Raw genomic sequence first — 14,977 nt, 5'->3', positions numbered from 1 at the left:
TAAAAGGAGGAATGGAACGATGTCGAGAATCGAAAATTCCAAATGGAAACTTAGCTTGGCCGGCTTTACAGCGTTTATTTTAGGCTCAATCTTCTACTTGATAACAGGGCCTAATCTGCCAGGAATACTTGGTTTATTGACTTCAGCCATCGTTCTGTTCTTTCTAAATGCAGGTTATGTTATTTATAGGAAAATAAAAGCGAAGAAAGGCAAAGAGGCGTAGTCTGGTTCCCTCCTGCTTTTCTTCGCTTTTTTTAGGAAGCTTCCCCTACCATTCGCGCCATTCTTCGGTAACGTCCTCTTCCGTCTCCAACCCGGCTTCCTGTGCTTTTTCCATAACTCGCATTTTTTTAGGTCTCTATTGCTTCATTTAAAATTTCTATTTTTTCACAATAGAAACTCACTGAATCGTCTTCATAGTCCTCAATTAAATAACGGCGCTCCTTTTCAACCCTGTACTCTTTTAAATCCGTTATGTGGAATCCTAATAACTGATTATAAGCATTTCCAAAGCCAGTTAATTGAAGTGATGAGACATTGACAAATTTTAAAATCACTTCAAAAGGTTTCTCTTCTTCTGAAATCAAGGTCATTTCCAAAGATGAAACCTTATCAAAAACATCGTTATATTCTTCGTAAAAATGAAAAGCTGGAATCAGTAAGGTTCCGCTAAATTTAGCATCGGGCATTTTCATTGCCAGCCCAATTGTTTCATACCATGGGACTCGCATCGTTAACTCCTTTCCATCACTTCTTCATTACCATTCTCGAGCGGATAGATATACATATCCACATCGATAGTAGTGCCAGTTAAATAGCAAAACTTAATGATTTCTTCGTCAAAGGAAAGCCAAGGTTGTTCGTCTCCATAAATACTTGGAACGATGGTGAGTATAAAATTTACATCGTATCGCTCTTTTATTTGAAGCAGTTGGGGGATTTTGTTTTTGAGGTTCCGGATGGTTTCTTTGCACTGGGCTTCTACATCCAGTCTTCCCGCCTCAGACTTTTCAGCGCTCCATGCCGAGAAACGGTATACAGAACCATCAATCCTTTTATCACCATAAGCCCAATAGCTGAAAGGTTGGATCCCTAGAGTATGCGTCAGTTCTTGTGGCGCAAAGATCCCTTTTTCATAAGCTATAAATCCATTATCAAATTGACCATTGCTTTTAATGGCAAAATAAGTGTAGCTGTTCGTCTTCTCCATTCGACACCCCTTACTGATTAAGCATAAAATATTCAAAAAATACATTCTCTTCCAATGATTATAGCGAGAAAAATGATCTAGTGGAACAAGTCCCACAATACTGCTCATTAAATTAACGACATAAAGACGTCTGCGCTTGCCGCTCTCAGAAAAACTGCCCGATCATTCCCTCCTGCAAGACACCAACCTGTCTATCATCTAATATAAAATGAAAAGTATTCACTTATACTAACGAAATGGAGAGATAGCAGGATGAAAAAACAGGCTCTTGTATTTGTTCTATTATTGAGCGGCTGCCAAGGATCTGAAGAAGCTAATAGTTTATCGGATCCTTCCACTTATGATGTGACAGGAATCATCACAGAAACTTACTCTGATAAAGTACTTTTGGAATTATCCCAAGGGCTTGAAGAAAATGAGAAAGAAATGTGGCTGGTTGTTAGTGAACATACTAGCATTAGTGATTTCCAAAAGAATAAATTAGAAAAACAGGATTTGCGTATACAAGAAAAAGCAAAAGCGAATTTAGAAGATTCCTGTGTCGATACTGAAACAAGAACTTGTTATGCAAAAGAACTGTTTGTAGATAAAGAAGGTTGAAGTTAATTCTTCTAAACTCAAAAGAGCTTTCTTTTAAAAGTAAGAATTGCTTCTTTTACTCACGATACAAGAGCAACCCAATATTCCAGACGAGCCCAACTAGCACACAAATTATCGAAATCATTATGGCTATGGCATACAAAGTTCCTGAATAGACTACATTCTCAGCTAATATAAACAGGAGTATCCCAAAAAATAAATACATATGCGGCAAGATAAATCGATTCATAGCATCACACCTTTTCATAATTTCTTTTCCAATTAAATTGTTGGCATTTATTGTTAATACAAGTATAAGGAGTGTGAAAATAGATTACTAGTAATTATGGTAATATTTACATTTTTATAAGTATTTACAACCCAAGAAAGCAAATATCACTCGGTAACTTCGGTCCCAATCTCCTCCTTGCACCACCAATTCCCCTATCCTATACTAGGAATAACTTTTCATTGAAGGGACTGAATTATGCGCAGATGTCAAAGTGATTACCTCAGAGAACGAAAAAAATGGAGGGAAAACTATTGATTACAGAAATGAGCACCGAACGATTGATTTTAAGAAAAATGGAGGCCGCAGATTCTTCTGCGCTCTTTGCACTTTGGTCCGACCCACAAGTGACCCGGTTCATGAATATTGATCCTTTTACATCCGAAGCTCAAGCAAAGGAAATGATCCAGCTGTTTGATCGGCTGCACCGGAACAAACAAGCCATTCGCTATTCTATTTTTATCAGGGAAACAAAAGAGCTTATCGGTTCATGCGGCTTTAACTATGTGGATTCCGAAAATGCAAAAGCTGAAATTGCTTATGACCTCAGCCGGCACTTTTGGGGACGCGGTTTTGGTTCTGAGGCCGTTGCCGCCCTATTGCATCAGGCATTCTACGGAATGGGCCTTAACCGGATTGAAGCCAAAGTCGATCCGCTTAACAAAAATTCAATCCATTTGTTAAAAAAACTGGCTTTCCATTTCGAAGGAACCCAAAGGCAATCCGAAAAAATAAACCAGCAATTTTTCGATGTGAATATGTATTCGAAGTTGAAATCGGATTGACGCAGAACTTAAACATAAAAGCGATCTTCCTCGTGAAGTGAACTGAACCCCAAATGGTAGACACTTTAAAAAAAGTGACCCCATTTGGGGTTTTTTCTATTTTCAGACCCCGGTATACTAAACTTAGCGAACTTGGACGGGAGAAGATTACATGAGTAAAATCATATTCAATGAACATCAACAACGGGTCTTGGAGGCGAATCCGAATGTCGCGTCCGTATCGGATCGAGCGATTCAGTACACGCCGGAATTTAAAATCCACGCCGTGAAGGAATATCAGACAGGCAAAAGCCCTTCTCAGATTTTTAGTGAAAGTGGGTTTGACTTAACCGTTATCGGTTCTAAAAAAGCGACGTCTTCTTTGAATCGTTGGCGGACGACGTTTAGAACGTATGGAGAAGAAGGCTTCTTAAAGGAGCGCCGTGGAAAAGGGAGTACTGGCCGCCCTTCCACTAACGATCTCTCTGCGGAGAAAAAGCTGGAGAAGGCGGAAGCACGCATCAAATACTTAGAAGCGGAAAATGAGTTGCTAAAAAAGCTCGAGGCGCTCGAGAGGCAGGCGAAGAAACGCAGCTGACCCCGGCGGAAAAATTCGAAGCGATCAATGCGGTGATCCGGAAATTCCAACTGAGAAATCTGGTGGGAACCCTTTGCCGCACCGCGGGTGTCAGCCGGAGTGGCTATTACGCTTGGCTGGAGAAAGTGGAACAGCACGCCATTCGCGAAGAACAGGACTACCAGGATTACCTCTTGCTCAAAAGCATCTATGATGCGCATCGGGGGAAAATCGGGTATCGCACCTTTTACATGGTCCTCGTGGAACTGCTAGAAACGCCGATGAACCACAAGAAGATCCGACGCCTTATGCGCAAATTCAACCTCTTTGCCAAAATCCGGCGAGCGAATCCCTATAAGCAGATCGCCAAAGCCACACAGGAACACACCGTCTGTCCGAACCTGTTAAACCGTGCGTTCGAACAAGATGAACCCGGCAAGGTATTCGTCACGGATATCACGTATCTGCCGAACCGGTCGGGGCAAATGGCGTATCTGTCCGCCGTAAAAGATGTCGCCACCCGGGAAATCGTTGCCTATGAAGTCACGACGACGCTTACCATGGAAATTGTCTACCGCACGTTAAAGAAATTGAAAGAAGCATTGGATGGCAATATTCACCCGGAAGCGATGATCCATTCCGATCAAGGTTTCCACTACACCCATCCCGAATACCAACAACGTGTGAAGGAAATGAAATTGACCCAGTCGATGTCCCGCCGGGGCAACTGCCTCGACAACGCCCCCATCGAATCATTTTTTGGTCACTTTAAAGATGATGTCGGCCACCAGCCTGGATGAATTGAAAGGGCTCGTGGATGCGTACATGGACTATTACAACGGAACACGCAAGCAATGGAATCTAAAAAAGATGACTCCGGCACAATACCGAAGTCATCTCATTGCAGCCTAGCTGCAGGGTACCTTTTTTATAAACTGTCCATTAAATGGGGCGCAGTTCTTATTCTGAATATCTCCTTTTTGTTTGTTAGCTTTCGATAACGCTTAGAAATGGAAACTTCGCTCTTTAGAAGCTCAATTACAAAGTCTGGTATATAAGCTTATCAATGTATGATTATTTCCAGTAAATTCACTTTCTCTTACGGCTCTTCGAAGTTAAATGGAATCAAAGAGGGGAATGTAACTTAACTGCACTTAAGTCACATTCAAATCTGCTTGACTAAAACACGCACATCCTCACTTCAGTTGAAGTATCTACCTCACTCCTTCTTCCCCTGGCCATTCCCGGTCTTCTTCTTGAACTAACCGCAGCAATTTTCTGCGGTGGTCTTCGCGAGCCCTCACTTCCTCTTCAAAAGCTTCCTTAGAAATGGTGGGCAAATGAGCGGCTTGGACTTCAGCTAAGTCAAGATGTGGAGGCAAATTATCAGGAGCATTGTCCATATCTCCTTCAAATGTATTTAAGTAACTGACAATCCCCGAGCGAACCTGCTGCAAGAGGAGTTGATTCGGCACATTCTCTTCCGGGATGCCAAATTGCCAGATGGTTACCGCATCATCTAATTGTGCCAATACCGGCGCTATCGCTTTTCCCGAATTCTCACTATAGTAATATTGCAAAATCGGGTAGGCCTTCTTTTGTTCAGCTATACTGGACAATTGGGCGGCAAATGTATTCAAAAGCAAATCCACATTCCGAAAATTTTTCCCATTCCATGAGTTTTTCACCATTTCCACGCCACTTTTCCCCATAGCCGTGACACTATCGGCAAAAGAACGTTGTTGCGTTACAGAATTAATCACGGAAAGTATGTAAGTGACACTCATGGTGATCAATAGCATCCCTGTTCCGGAAGCAAGGATGGACGCAATTTGCCATCCTCCTTCTTTCGGGCTGTATTCCCCATTTCCTAATGTGATGATGCTGTAGCCGGTATAATAAATTCTTTCTACCCAAGAAACCGGATGATTATCGGTTGAATCCGAAATTGAAGTCCCGCTTCCCGCAAATACGAATGTCCATCCCATCCATATCAATAAAACCCATAAATTAATCGTTAGCGTAATGATAAGCGGACCGGAGAAACTGAGAAGTTTTGGAACTTTTTTGCTCATTCGCTTCAAACTCTTCCACGTAATCGCAGCCAATCGATTCGTAAGCGGGCCGGCTCCTCCGTCCACCCATAAGGTCGTCCATAAAAAATCCAGAATTCCTGCTGCTAACAAGAAAATCCCTATGAATAAATAAAAAATTTCCACTGCCGTTCCCCCATTTCTTCTTTACTAATTCCCTACCCTCTCATCCTCAATTTAATAGGAAATGCAACAAACAATTTTCTTTTTAATAGATTCAAAGATTAGAAATGAACCATACATATCAAAAACCTAAGTTTCCTACAAATAGCGTTCCTGATAGTCTACTTATCCAACAAAAAGAAGAGAAATAACTTGTTAGTTACTTCTCTTCCGATAATCCCTCATATGTTAACTAAAAATAAATATAGTAAAAATTACATTTATTCCTTGAACCTTACGTAGGGTAATGTTTTATAGTGAAACTAGCTTACTTTTGCAAAGGGGGAATCGTTGTGCAAAATACCATTGTTAAGGCATTAATTAAAGAAGAACAGATTCGTCTATATTTTATTGACAATACCCAGCTGCTTCGCGATATCTTTGCTTTAAACCAAGAACTGCCTGAATCGCTTAAACTGATGTTGGGCAAAACGGTATCCGCGATGAGCATACTTTCCGGCACGCTCAAAGGAAACCAGCGAATGAGCCTCCAGATAACGTTGAGCAATCCTCGCCATAAAATTTTTGCGGAAGCCGAAGCGAATGGAAATGTCAGAGGATACCTGAACGAAGAACTTTTGAGATCTTCTAATACAGAAGAAAAGTCGATGCAAGATTTGATTGGACCTTCTGGGATGATCCGTGTCATAAAGGGTTCTGAGATGAATCAATTCACCAGCATTACCGATATGCCAAATCAACATATCACGGATGATATCGCCAACTATTTTGTGCAGAGTGATCAGACGCCGACCTATCTTTATTCCGACATTCAGTTGGATAATGGAGCTTCCCTTCTTTCCAGCCATGCACTATATGCACAACTGCTTCCCGGTGCACCATCACAACTGCTTTCAGAAGTGAAAATGATTGTAAAAGCCAATCCAGATATTTTCAGTAAACTAAACGCTGAAGAAGCGAGTGACAGCGAAGAAGCGTTAACCCAGTTCTTTGGGGATGCAAAAATTATCGGCCATAGCTCCAGTCAATTTTTCTGCGGGTGCAGTAAAGAAATGTTCTATGGCATGCTTTATTCATTGAGTGAAGAGGAAATCAAACGGAGCATTGAACGAAATGAAGACATCGAAACTTTTTGCCATATTTGCGGGAAAACCTACACGTTTGAGCAAAAGGAGATGCAGCAACTCTTCTAACTTCGAATTTCTCGTTTTTAGTTGGTGAATAGAAATGGTGTTGAATGGAGGCTAATCGAATGAAGGAATATTGGAAAGTCGGAGAAGTTGCAGAATTGACGGGTTTAACGATTCGAACTTTACGCTATTACGATCAAATCTGTTTATTTTCACCTTCTCAGTATACGGAGTCAGGACATCGGCTTTACACGAAAGCAGATTTGGTACGTCTTCAGCCAATTTTGTCCTTAAAGCAGATGGGAATATCGTTAGAAGAAATACAACTTCTGTTGTCTAATCCGGAGGAACAAACCGTTGCGGAGATTTTGCAAACCCAAATTTCTCGCGTCAAAAAAGAGATAGAGGTTCAGCAAAAACTAGTAGCGGAGTTGGAAAATGCGTTATCGGCTGTACACAGCAACCGGACCCTCTCGATTTCAGAACTTACTAAATTAATGGAGGCGCTGAAAATGAATAAGGAAAAATACTTTTCGAAGCAGCAATTGGATACCATGGAAAGCCGATATGAAAACGCCGACAAACAACTTTTAAAGCAAGCAGAGCAAGAATTTAACGGTCTGATCAAGGAAATTCGTTTTGAAAAAGAAAAAGGTGCTTCTCCTTCCGATGAAAAAGTACAAGATTTAGCGAGAAAATGGAATGACATCGTGAATGCCTTTTCCGAAGACGATAGGACTTTCCGCAAGCAAGCCGAACATTTCCACGCTGAAAACCCAGGGAACGAACTGCAGTATGAAATAGATGGCGAGCTATACCAATTTATCAATCAAGCATTGAATCATAAGTGATTTTATATATAAGGAAGAGGAAAGCTGATAAATTGGCTTCCCTCTTCCTTTCTTGTATTTGTTTTTAAAGAACTTCCGATAACCTCATGATATGTAAACTAATTTAGCATCTGTCGGAATTCCTCTATTCACTCACATAATAAATATATACTTCCATTAAACAACTTAAATTGATAAGCAATAGGAAACGTGGTAAAACTAAAGTAATTATAGACCTTGCCTCTGACTAGATTTCGCGAGATGGAAAAAATTCCACTTGAAGCATAGATAGTAGGGTAGTTGAAGAATTTTAAATCAAGTTTTAAAGCCAGAGCTTCTTTGCCTTTCACTGGAATATACGAAGCAGGAGGTGAAAGTATGTGCATTCCCCATAATGAAATTGAACGTCAAGCGTATATTATGAGTGAAAAAATCAGAAAGAATTCTATCTACAAACCGATCAGGCTTGATTTCATTAACGGAAAAAGCACTGAATTTAAGAATCAGGCTTTAGAAGACATTGGAGACGGAAAAGACCTTCCTTTAGTTAGTCAAATAATTTTAGAAGATAAAGAAGGCACACGTTTCGGAATAGAACCAAATGAGATTGGATTACGTTATGCTGCAGGAGAAATCACTTATAAGGAGTATAAACAGTTGCAAAACAAAGAAAGTAAACTGTTTATAGGATACGTCACAGCGCTATCAAGCGGCTTTCTTTTGATAAGCTGGGCGGCTCTGAAATTGTTTTTTATGTAGCCATCAAAACTTAGCAGTTGTGTCTGTTGCCAATCAATTGAATGATGATTTTGAAAAAGAAGCGTAAAAACAGGCAGCCAGAACAAATTGAACTGACCCAAAAAAGTTAGACAAAAAATCAAGCAGCTTGCTCGACATGAGTTCGGTATTCAACCGGACTCATGTTTTTTAATTTGCTTTTCATTCGTTTCTGGTTGTAATACAGAAACTGAAAAATCCGATTACCTTTCACCATGCCAATAATAATCACTCAGTACTTCGGCAAATGCTTCAATCGTCCGGCTAATTTCTTCCGCCGTATTGTCCACTCCGCCAACTTCAACAATCACCGATTGAGGCGCAAGGTCTTGATTATAAACCCCATTTCCTTGGCTGCTGTCTTTTTCTAATATTCCTCTGGACAAGCCCGGGTATCTCTCTTCGATCTTTTGATGTAAACCGGCTGTGAACGACAGGTTCTTTTCAAACTCTGCGTGGCCTGTTCCAACGACAAACAGCAATTGCGCAAACGCATTTCCTTTAATTTCTGTTGTTGTGGAATCTTTTCGCAAAGAATCCCGGTGAATATCCAAGAAAACTTCCAGATTGCGGTTTTCTTTTTGGGCAGCCTGAACGTGTTCCCGTGATACCGGATAAGAACTGCCATAAGTCAATCCTCTGGCACCGAGTTCTTTTCCAATGTCTGAAGCGTCTACTTGCGTCCCGATTCCACGGCGTTCCATCGCTTCTCCGAGCATCTTTCCGATCAACGTGACGTTTGCTGTCGCGTGATAGGCTTCTTCCGGCTTTTCAGTGTTTTTTAAATACGTCAAGAACGCTTCTCGGCTATGGGAGTGATAAATGTACAGTACATCTTTTCCATCGGTTGTATGCATCGGATCTATTTCTTTGGGGTGTCTTCTATCTATAAAATATCTTTCAATGTTTGCTCTAATCAGTTCTCTATCCTGGAACAGGCTTTCCATAGTGGGCTGGAATTCATCTCTGAATCGCGGACCTATAGGTCTTTCCGAATTGGCTGCTTCACCGGTCTGTCCATCAGCGGTTTCATTTGATGATTCCAAAAGTTCAAAGTAAACATTCTCCTTGTCTGTTTCAATAGAAGATGCCACATCCACCCTATTTTGTTTCTGATTTTCATTCTTTATAAAGTAATAGCCGAGCACGAGGCATAGAACCAGCAAAAACAGCAGAAGCACAAGAGTCAGATTCGATCGATCACGCCGTCTCCTTTCTTCTTGAACTGTTCTTTTCTTTTTGTTATCCAAAACCATGAAGGACCTTCCTTTTCTCAACACGCCTCTTTCACATCTTACGGGCAATGGGCATTCCCGTTATTTTCGTTTGAGTATTTTCGTTTTATCTTTCTTTATATCGGCTGCGTCTCCTTTTTCTTAACAATTTAACTGGTAAAAGGATCTTTAGAACGGCTTTTTCCCCTAGAATCCAATCAGGTCAATCAAATGAAAGTCATTCAAGGTAATCCGATTTCCGCAGCCTTTGCAGGTGAAGCTCAATTCAAAATCAATGGTTTCTGAAAACGCATTTTCAGTAATCTGGTCCTCCAGGAGTTCTCTTCGTTCTTTATTGCTTGTCGCTTTGCCTAATTCGTTAATAAATTCTTCCTGAAAATTCTCGATGACCTCGTTCTTCCAGCTCACACCTATCCGAAAATTTTGTTGGACTGAGTGGATGCCGACTTCACCGTTTCTCTTAGATGGAATTAATTCATCAATTACCTTACACGCTTCACAAATGAGTTGAATCTTCATTTCCCTCTCCTCCAGTTGAAAGACTCTGGGTATCCTAAAAGTACAGCCCATTTTTCTAGAAATCCTTCCTTCTATGCTTTTAAGAGTTTGGCATTGATGGCAACAATGACGGTGCTGAGACTCATGAAGACCGCGCCGATTGCCGGACTGATCACGATGCCCCAAGGAGCCAAGACGCCGGCAGCGAGTGGAATCGCAAAAATATTATAGCCGGTCGCCCACCATAGATTTTGCACCAGTTTCCGGTACGTCTTTTTCGACAAGTCGATCAGCGACACCACATCGTTCGGATCGCTTCGGACAAGGACCACATCGGCTGTCTCCATCGCGACATCCGTCCCTGCGCCGATGGCAATCCCGAGGTCAGCTGTCGTCAGTGCCGGCGCATCGTTCACGCCGTCTCCCGTCATTGCCACTCTGCGCCCGCTATCTTTGACTTGCTGAATTTGATGGGCTTTCTCGTTCGGCAGCACTTCCGCATAGACTTCATCGATGGCCACTTGTTTCGCTACCCAATTGGCCACTTTCCGGTTGTCGCCCGTCAGCATGATTGAATGGATGCCTTTCGCCTTCAAGGCAGCAACAGCTTCCTTGGCGCTATCGCGGACAATATCCGCCAAGGCAATCATTCCAGCTAGTTGGTCTTCCGCCAGTACAAAGACGACTGTTTTCCCTTCTTCGGATAACTGTTCAAATCGTTCCTGATTGTAGCGAAGTTCATGACTGTCCATATAGCCTGGGCTGACCACATTCACTTTCTGGCCATTCACATTTCCTTGAATCCCTTTACCGGGTATCGATTCAAAATCGCTTACTTTTCCGATGGTTAGCCCTTTTTCTTTGGTCGAATTTACGATACCGGCGGCGATCGGATGCTCGGAATTCTGTTCGATGGCCGCAGCCAGTTGCAGCACTCCTTCATCGGTATAATTCTCGATCGGCACAACATCTGTGACACCGAACTTCCCTAGCGTCAGTGTCCCGGTTTTATCAAACACCACGGCATCCAAGTTTCGGGCCCCTTCGAAGTCGGCGCGATTCCGGATCAAGAGCCCTTGCTTGGCGGAGATGGATGTGGAGACCGCTACGACCAGCGGTGCCGCCAAGCCCAACGCATGCGGACATGCGATGACCATTACCGTCACCATGCGTTCAATCGCGACATCAAACGCATAACCGAACGCCAGCCACGCGAATAGGGTGATAAACCCTGCTGCCAGCGCCAAATAAAAGAGCCATTTGGCTGCCCGGTTTGTCAGGTCCTGCGTGCGGGATTTGGATTCCTGTGCTTCCTTGACCATCTTGATGACTTGCGATAGATAGGAAGCCTCCCCCGTTTTTTCCACTTGGATGATGAGCGAGCCTTCCTTGTTTACCGAACCACCAATGACACTGTCCCCTGTTCCTTTATCAATCGGAACCGATTCCCCAGTCAGCATCGATTCGTCGATTGTCGATTTGCCTTCCAATATCAACCCATCCACTGGGATTTTCTCGCCCGGTTTGACCAGCACCCGATCATTGTTTTGGATATCAGCTAACGGGATGTCTTGAACCTGATTGTGTTCATCGAGCTTGTGCGCTTCGCTCGGCATCAGCTTCACCAACTGTTCCAACGCATTGGAGGCCCCCATTATGGAACGCATCTCAACCCAGTGCCCGAGCAGCATAATGACCACCAGCGTCGCCAGCTCCCAGAACAGCTGGTTGCCGTCCCATCCGAAGACCACTACGGTGCTGTATCCATAAGCGATGGTGATGGCCAACGCAATCAAGGTCATCATGCCCGGATTCTTCTCTTTGAGTTCCTGGATTCCGCCGGTTAAGAATGGCCAGCCTCCGTAGAAAAAGACGATGGAGGATAATGCGAATAAGATATAAAGATCGTTGTTGAAACGCCAATTAACGCCCATAAAGTGCTGAATCATTGGCGATAACGCTAAAATCGGGATGGTGAGTATCAAAGAAATAAAGAACCGTTTTTTGAAATCCGCCACCATATCGCCATGTCCGGAATGCCCCTGGTGCCCGTGGCTCCCATGTTTCGGATGTGTCTGTTTCGGCTGGATGGTGGATTCATCTTGAAGCTTCCTGTCCGAAGGATTTGGGTAGTCCTTGGAATGTGCCGGTTCATGATGATGATGCTCTTCCTGTTTCGCCATTGCGGTTCACCTCTTCCATCAATTTTTCGGTTTCGAAAAATCCAATCTTCTTCTGTTGATTATAGAAAGAAACTATCGAGAAATTATGGAGAAAATTCAGTTTCATAGAGGAAACGCATCAAATTGTGCAGTTTCTATGGAGTTTAAGAAATTCCGTTTAGTGGCGAGTCCAAAGGGAAGAAGTAGACAAGAGACAAAACTAAAAATGGAGGTTTTACACATGGCACATGAACAGCATCAGGAATTGATTCAGGCTTTGCACGATTGCGCAGCGGAATGCAATCACTGTTTTGACGCTTGCCTGCAGGAAGATAACGTAAAAATGCTGGCTGACTGCATCCGACTCGACCGGGAGTGCGCAGACATATGCGCATTTTTGGAACACGCAATCACCCGCAATTCGCCGTTTGTAGCTGAACTGGCAGCTGTTTGCGCGAAAATCTGTGAAGCATGCGGCAATGAATGCGACAAACATGCAGACATGCATGAACACTGTAAACGCTGTGCGGAAGCTTGCCACAGATGCGCAGAAGCTTGCCGGAACATCGCCTAATTACATGAACTCCCCGCCGGAAAATGTATTTCCGGTGGGGAGTTCTTTTCTTTGAGCGTTATTCTGTCTCATTCACCCATTTGTAGCCAATCCCCCAAACAGTCAGGAAATGGTCATCGATGGGGAATCCGACCTGCCGAATCTTTTCCCGAACATTCCGTACGTGCGAATCGATGGTCCGTCCTTCCGTTTCCGAATCGAATCCCCAAACCAATTGGATCAGCTGGTCCCTGCTGAACACTTTGTCCGGATTTTTCAACAGCTGCCCCAGCATCAGGAACTCTTTCGGTGTCAGCTTGATGGATTGGTTTTGATAGCTGAGTTCGAACCGGTCTTCATCCCAGAAGAGGCCCTTTACTTCAATGCTTTTTTTAGGCGCTCTTCTGCGCAGCAGCGCTTCCATCCGAGCCAGCAGTTCCCCTTCATTGAACGGCTTCGTGACGTAATCATCCGCCCCCAGTTTCAGCCCCTTAATAATGTCCTCCTGTTGCTCACGAGCCGTCAGCATAATGATCGGCACATCCGAGACTTTCCGGATTTCCCGGCATAGCTCCCAGCCGTCCATTTCGGGCATCATGACATCGAGGAGTATCAAGTCATAGGTTTCTTTGTCCAAATAGCGTAAAGCTTCAAAAGGTCCCAGCGCTTTTGTACAAAGATAGTGGTGGGGCTTTAAATACAATGCCACCAAATCCAGCATCCGTTTTTCATCGTCCACCAACAGCACTTTCTGCAAACGAATCCCCCCTTGTCAATTCAATACGGACCGTCGTCCCTTTGCTTTGTTTACTTTGAATCGAAATTTGGCCGCTGTGCGACTCGACGATTTCTTTGGCGATGGCAAGACCGAGACCGCTGCCGCCGTGCTGCCGAGACCGGGATTTGTCGACGCGGTACAGCCGCTCAAAGACAAAGGGAAGAGCAGCTTCTGGAATGCCTTCCCCTTCATCGCTGACACTAATCACTACCGTATCCTCCTCTTGCACAGCGAGAAGCGTCACCACCGTCCCTTCCGGCGAGTATTTCCGGGCATTGTCGAGTACATTCAACAGCACCTGCTGAAAGCGTTCCGGATCGATGAATGCCGTCATATCCGGAGGACACTGGACGACCAAGAAAATGTGTTTCTCATCGAACGCGGGACGGACCAAACCGGCAACCGAACGAAACAGCCGATTGATTGAAACCTGCTCTTTTCGGATGGAAAACTGGTTGTGATCAAGCTGGGCTAATTCGAATAATTGCCGAATCAATTCCGTCAAATGGGTCGTTTCCTCCCGGATGATATCAATGTACTCCCGCCGTTCATCATCAGACGTATCCGGACGTCCGGCTATGTCAGCGTAGCCCTTGATGTAGGTCAGTGGCGTTCGCAATTCATGCGAAATGCTGGCCAGGAATTCGTTCCGTGCCTGCTTTAAGCGATTCAGATCCGTCGATAAGGTGTTAATGGCGTTCGCCAGCTCCCCCAGTTCGTCATTCCGGTCGAGATGAAGGCTGACTTCATTATTCCCTTCGCTCAATTGCTCTGTGGCTTCCTTCATCCGAATCAGTGGAAGCGTGATCAAGCGCGACAAGATAAAAATTGCAGCAATGGTAAGGCCGAACGCAATCAATCCAACGAACAAAAATTGATTCCGAAGGTGTTCGACTATCCCTTTGATGTGGTTGGTTTCAGCAAACATAAATACATGCCCTCGGTGTTCACCTGCTACCGTAATGGGACTGTCGGTCGCAATAAACCGTTTTTCATCCCACCGATCCTCCACGATTTCTCCTTTTTGCGGAACTTGACCAAAATCAGTGTGCTGCAGCACATCCCTCATTTCGGGTTCAATCGTATCGGAATGGGTCAGCTCATTCCCTTCCGCATCCGTGATGATGACAATGAAATCGGAAGCCGATTCCATCATGGCTACATGGTTCAACGTGCTGGATTCAAAGCTGTCTTCCAGCACTTCGCTGTGCGTGTTCCCCCGGGCCAATAGATTGGACATGACTTCTTCCACCCGTTCCTCTACGTAGTTGACATACAAGATCAAAAACAACACCGACTCGATGAGGATGATAAAGACAAAAAACAGCAATCCGATTTTCAAAGCAAGTTTATTGAACATGGCAACCCTCTTCCAGCCT

The 14,977-nt window shown here is 43.8% G+C and carries 16 protein-coding genes and 2 pseudogenes; 9 read left to right on the top strand and 9 right to left on the bottom strand.

Annotation, left to right across the window (positions count from 1 at the left end):
• Positions 1 to 19: 19 nt before the first annotated feature.
• Positions 20 to 223, top strand: coding sequence for a hypothetical protein (locus BN1080_RS08385; RefSeq protein WP_052651622.1), 204 nt, complete (start codon positions 20 to 22; stop codon positions 221 to 223).
• A 127-nt stretch (positions 224 to 350) separates the two neighbouring features.
• Here BN1080_RS08385 and BN1080_RS08380 read toward each other — a convergent pair whose 3' ends face one another.
• Positions 351 to 731, bottom strand: coding sequence for a hypothetical protein (locus tag BN1080_RS08380; protein WP_052651621.1), 381 nt, complete (start codon positions 729 to 731; stop codon positions 351 to 353).
• Between the two features lie 2 nt (positions 732 to 733).
• Entirely contained in the window at positions 734 to 1,210 is a 477-nt protein-coding gene (locus BN1080_RS08375; RefSeq protein ID WP_052651620.1) for a DUF4279 domain-containing protein, read from the bottom strand.
• Between the two features lie 252 nt (positions 1,211 to 1,462).
• On the opposite strand from BN1080_RS08375, the gene BN1080_RS08370 reads away from it, so the two are divergent.
• The 4 genes and pseudogenes from BN1080_RS08370 (at position 1,463) to BN1080_RS17510 (ending at position 4,331) form a co-directional block, all read left to right on the top strand.
• Positions 1,463 to 1,810: a hypothetical protein gene (locus tag BN1080_RS08370; protein WP_052651619.1), complete on the top strand. Its 348-nt coding sequence runs from the start codon at positions 1,463 to 1,465 to the stop codon at positions 1,808 to 1,810.
• Between the two features lie 522 nt (positions 1,811 to 2,332).
• A complete protein-coding gene (locus BN1080_RS08360; protein ID WP_052651617.1) occupies positions 2,333 to 2,863 on the top strand; it encodes a GNAT family N-acetyltransferase in 531 nt (176 codons plus the stop codon).
• A 151-nt stretch (positions 2,864 to 3,014) separates the two neighbouring features.
• The gene (locus BN1080_RS17515) at positions 3,015 to 3,440 is read left to right on the top strand and encodes an HTH domain-containing protein (RefSeq protein ID WP_052651616.1); all 426 of its coding nucleotides are present in this window, start codon (positions 3,015 to 3,017) and stop codon (positions 3,438 to 3,440) included.
• Between the two features lie 32 nt (positions 3,441 to 3,472).
• A pseudogene (locus tag BN1080_RS17510) lies at positions 3,473 to 4,331 on the top strand (IS3 family transposase).
• 302 nt (positions 4,332 to 4,633) lie between these two features.
• Here the strand turns inward: BN1080_RS17510 and BN1080_RS08345 are convergent.
• On the bottom strand, positions 4,634 to 5,638 hold the full coding sequence (locus BN1080_RS08345; RefSeq protein ID WP_052651615.1) for a potassium channel family protein: 1,005 nt from the start codon (positions 5,636 to 5,638) through the stop codon (positions 4,634 to 4,636).
• Between the two features lie 329 nt (positions 5,639 to 5,967).
• Between BN1080_RS08345 and BN1080_RS08340 the strand changes: the two genes are divergently transcribed.
• The 3 genes from BN1080_RS08340 to BN1080_RS08330 all read left to right on the top strand — a co-directional run bounded on the left by BN1080_RS08340 (position 5,968) and on the right by BN1080_RS08330 (position 8,354).
• Positions 5,968 to 6,828 carry an Hsp33 family molecular chaperone HslO gene (locus BN1080_RS08340; RefSeq protein WP_052651614.1) on the top strand — a complete coding sequence of 287 codons (861 nt, stop codon included), beginning with the start codon at positions 5,968 to 5,970 and terminating at the stop codon, positions 6,826 to 6,828.
• A 59-nt stretch (positions 6,829 to 6,887) separates the two neighbouring features.
• Positions 6,888 to 7,616, top strand: a complete 729-nt coding sequence (locus BN1080_RS08335) for a MerR family transcriptional regulator (RefSeq protein ID WP_052651613.1) — start codon at positions 6,888 to 6,890, stop codon at positions 7,614 to 7,616.
• Positions 7,617 to 7,895: 279 nt separating this feature from the next.
• Positions 7,896 to 8,354 carry a hypothetical protein gene (locus BN1080_RS08330; protein WP_199876600.1) on the top strand — a complete coding sequence of 153 codons (459 nt, stop codon included), beginning with the start codon at positions 7,896 to 7,898 and terminating at the stop codon, positions 8,352 to 8,354.
• Positions 8,355 to 8,472: 118 nt separating this feature from the next.
• Here the strand turns inward: BN1080_RS08330 and BN1080_RS17565 are convergent.
• From BN1080_RS17565 to BN1080_RS08315, 4 genes and pseudogenes are all read right to left on the bottom strand, one after another.
• Positions 8,473 to 8,556 (bottom strand): annotated as a pseudogene (locus BN1080_RS17565) (IS3 family transposase); the annotation flags it as partial.
• 19 nt (positions 8,557 to 8,575) lie between these two features.
• Complete coding sequence (spoIIP, locus tag BN1080_RS16990) at positions 8,576 to 9,628, bottom strand: stage II sporulation protein P (RefSeq protein ID WP_110925603.1); 1,053 nt, start codon at positions 9,626 to 9,628, stop codon at positions 8,576 to 8,578.
• A gap of 165 nt (positions 9,629 to 9,793) precedes the next feature.
• The gene (locus BN1080_RS08320) at positions 9,794 to 10,126 is read right to left on the bottom strand and encodes a hypothetical protein (RefSeq protein WP_052651611.1); all 333 of its coding nucleotides are present in this window, start codon (positions 10,124 to 10,126) and stop codon (positions 9,794 to 9,796) included.
• 71 nt (positions 10,127 to 10,197) lie between these two features.
• A complete protein-coding gene (locus BN1080_RS08315; protein WP_052651610.1) occupies positions 10,198 to 12,288 on the bottom strand; it encodes a heavy metal translocating P-type ATPase in 2,091 nt (696 codons plus the stop codon).
• A gap of 220 nt (positions 12,289 to 12,508) precedes the next feature.
• Here BN1080_RS08315 and BN1080_RS08310 point away from each other — a divergent pair, with 220 nt between their 5' ends.
• Entirely contained in the window at positions 12,509 to 12,841 is a 333-nt protein-coding gene (locus BN1080_RS08310) for a four-helix bundle copper-binding protein (protein WP_052651609.1), read from the top strand.
• Between the two features lie 58 nt (positions 12,842 to 12,899).
• Here the strand turns inward: BN1080_RS08310 and BN1080_RS08305 are convergent, their stop codons facing one another.
• Together BN1080_RS08305 and BN1080_RS08300 are read right to left on the bottom strand one after the other, a co-directional pair.
• Positions 12,900 to 13,577 carry a response regulator transcription factor gene (locus BN1080_RS08305; protein ID WP_052651608.1) on the bottom strand — a complete coding sequence of 226 codons (678 nt, stop codon included), beginning with the start codon at positions 13,575 to 13,577 and terminating at the stop codon, positions 12,900 to 12,902.
• On the bottom strand, positions 13,549 to 14,958 hold the full coding sequence (locus BN1080_RS08300; RefSeq protein WP_052651607.1) for a sensor histidine kinase: 1,410 nt from the start codon (positions 14,956 to 14,958) through the stop codon (positions 13,549 to 13,551). The genes BN1080_RS08305 and BN1080_RS08300 overlap by 29 nt, the downstream gene beginning before the upstream one ends.
• Between the last annotated feature and the right edge of the window lie 19 nt (positions 14,959 to 14,977).

Source organism: Planococcus massiliensis, assembly GCF_000821325.1.
GTDB classification, from domain to species: Bacteria; Bacillota; Bacilli; order Bacillales_A; family Planococcaceae; genus Planococcus; species Planococcus ruber.
The sequence above is the reverse complement of the archived record's forward strand: the minus strand, read 5'-3'. Positions and strand labels throughout refer to the sequence as shown.

Bases quoted from the DNA above. Each gene is read 5' to 3' on its own strand.
- BN1080_RS17515 (WP_052651616.1), top strand. From the start codon at position 3,015: ATGAGTAAAATCATATTCAATGAACATCAACAACGGGTCTTGGAGGCG.
- BN1080_RS08315 (WP_052651610.1), bottom strand. From the start codon at position 12,288: ATGGCGAAACAGGAAGAGCATCATCATCATGAACCGGCACATTCCAAG.
- BN1080_RS08310 (WP_052651609.1), top strand. From the start codon at position 12,509: ATGGCACATGAACAGCATCAGGAATTGATTCAGGCTTTGCACGATTGC.
- BN1080_RS08320 (WP_052651611.1), bottom strand. From the start codon at position 10,126: ATGAAGATTCAACTCATTTGTGAAGCGTGTAAGGTAATTGATGAATTA.
- BN1080_RS08335 (WP_052651613.1), top strand. From the start codon at position 6,888: ATGAAGGAATATTGGAAAGTCGGAGAAGTTGCAGAATTGACGGGTTTA.
- BN1080_RS08385 (WP_052651622.1), top strand. From the start codon at position 20: ATGTCGAGAATCGAAAATTCCAAATGGAAACTTAGCTTGGCCGGCTTT.
- BN1080_RS08300 (WP_052651607.1), bottom strand. From the start codon at position 14,958: ATGTTCAATAAACTTGCTTTGAAAATCGGATTGCTGTTTTTTGTCTTT.
- BN1080_RS08375 (WP_052651620.1), bottom strand. From the start codon at position 1,210: ATGGAGAAGACGAACAGCTACACTTATTTTGCCATTAAAAGCAATGGT.
- BN1080_RS08380 (WP_052651621.1), bottom strand. From the start codon at position 731: ATGCGAGTCCCATGGTATGAAACAATTGGGCTGGCAATGAAAATGCCC.
- BN1080_RS08370 (WP_052651619.1), top strand. From the start codon at position 1,463: ATGAAAAAACAGGCTCTTGTATTTGTTCTATTATTGAGCGGCTGCCAA.
- spoIIP (WP_110925603.1), bottom strand. From the start codon at position 9,628: ATGGTTTTGGATAACAAAAAGAAAAGAACAGTTCAAGAAGAAAGGAGA.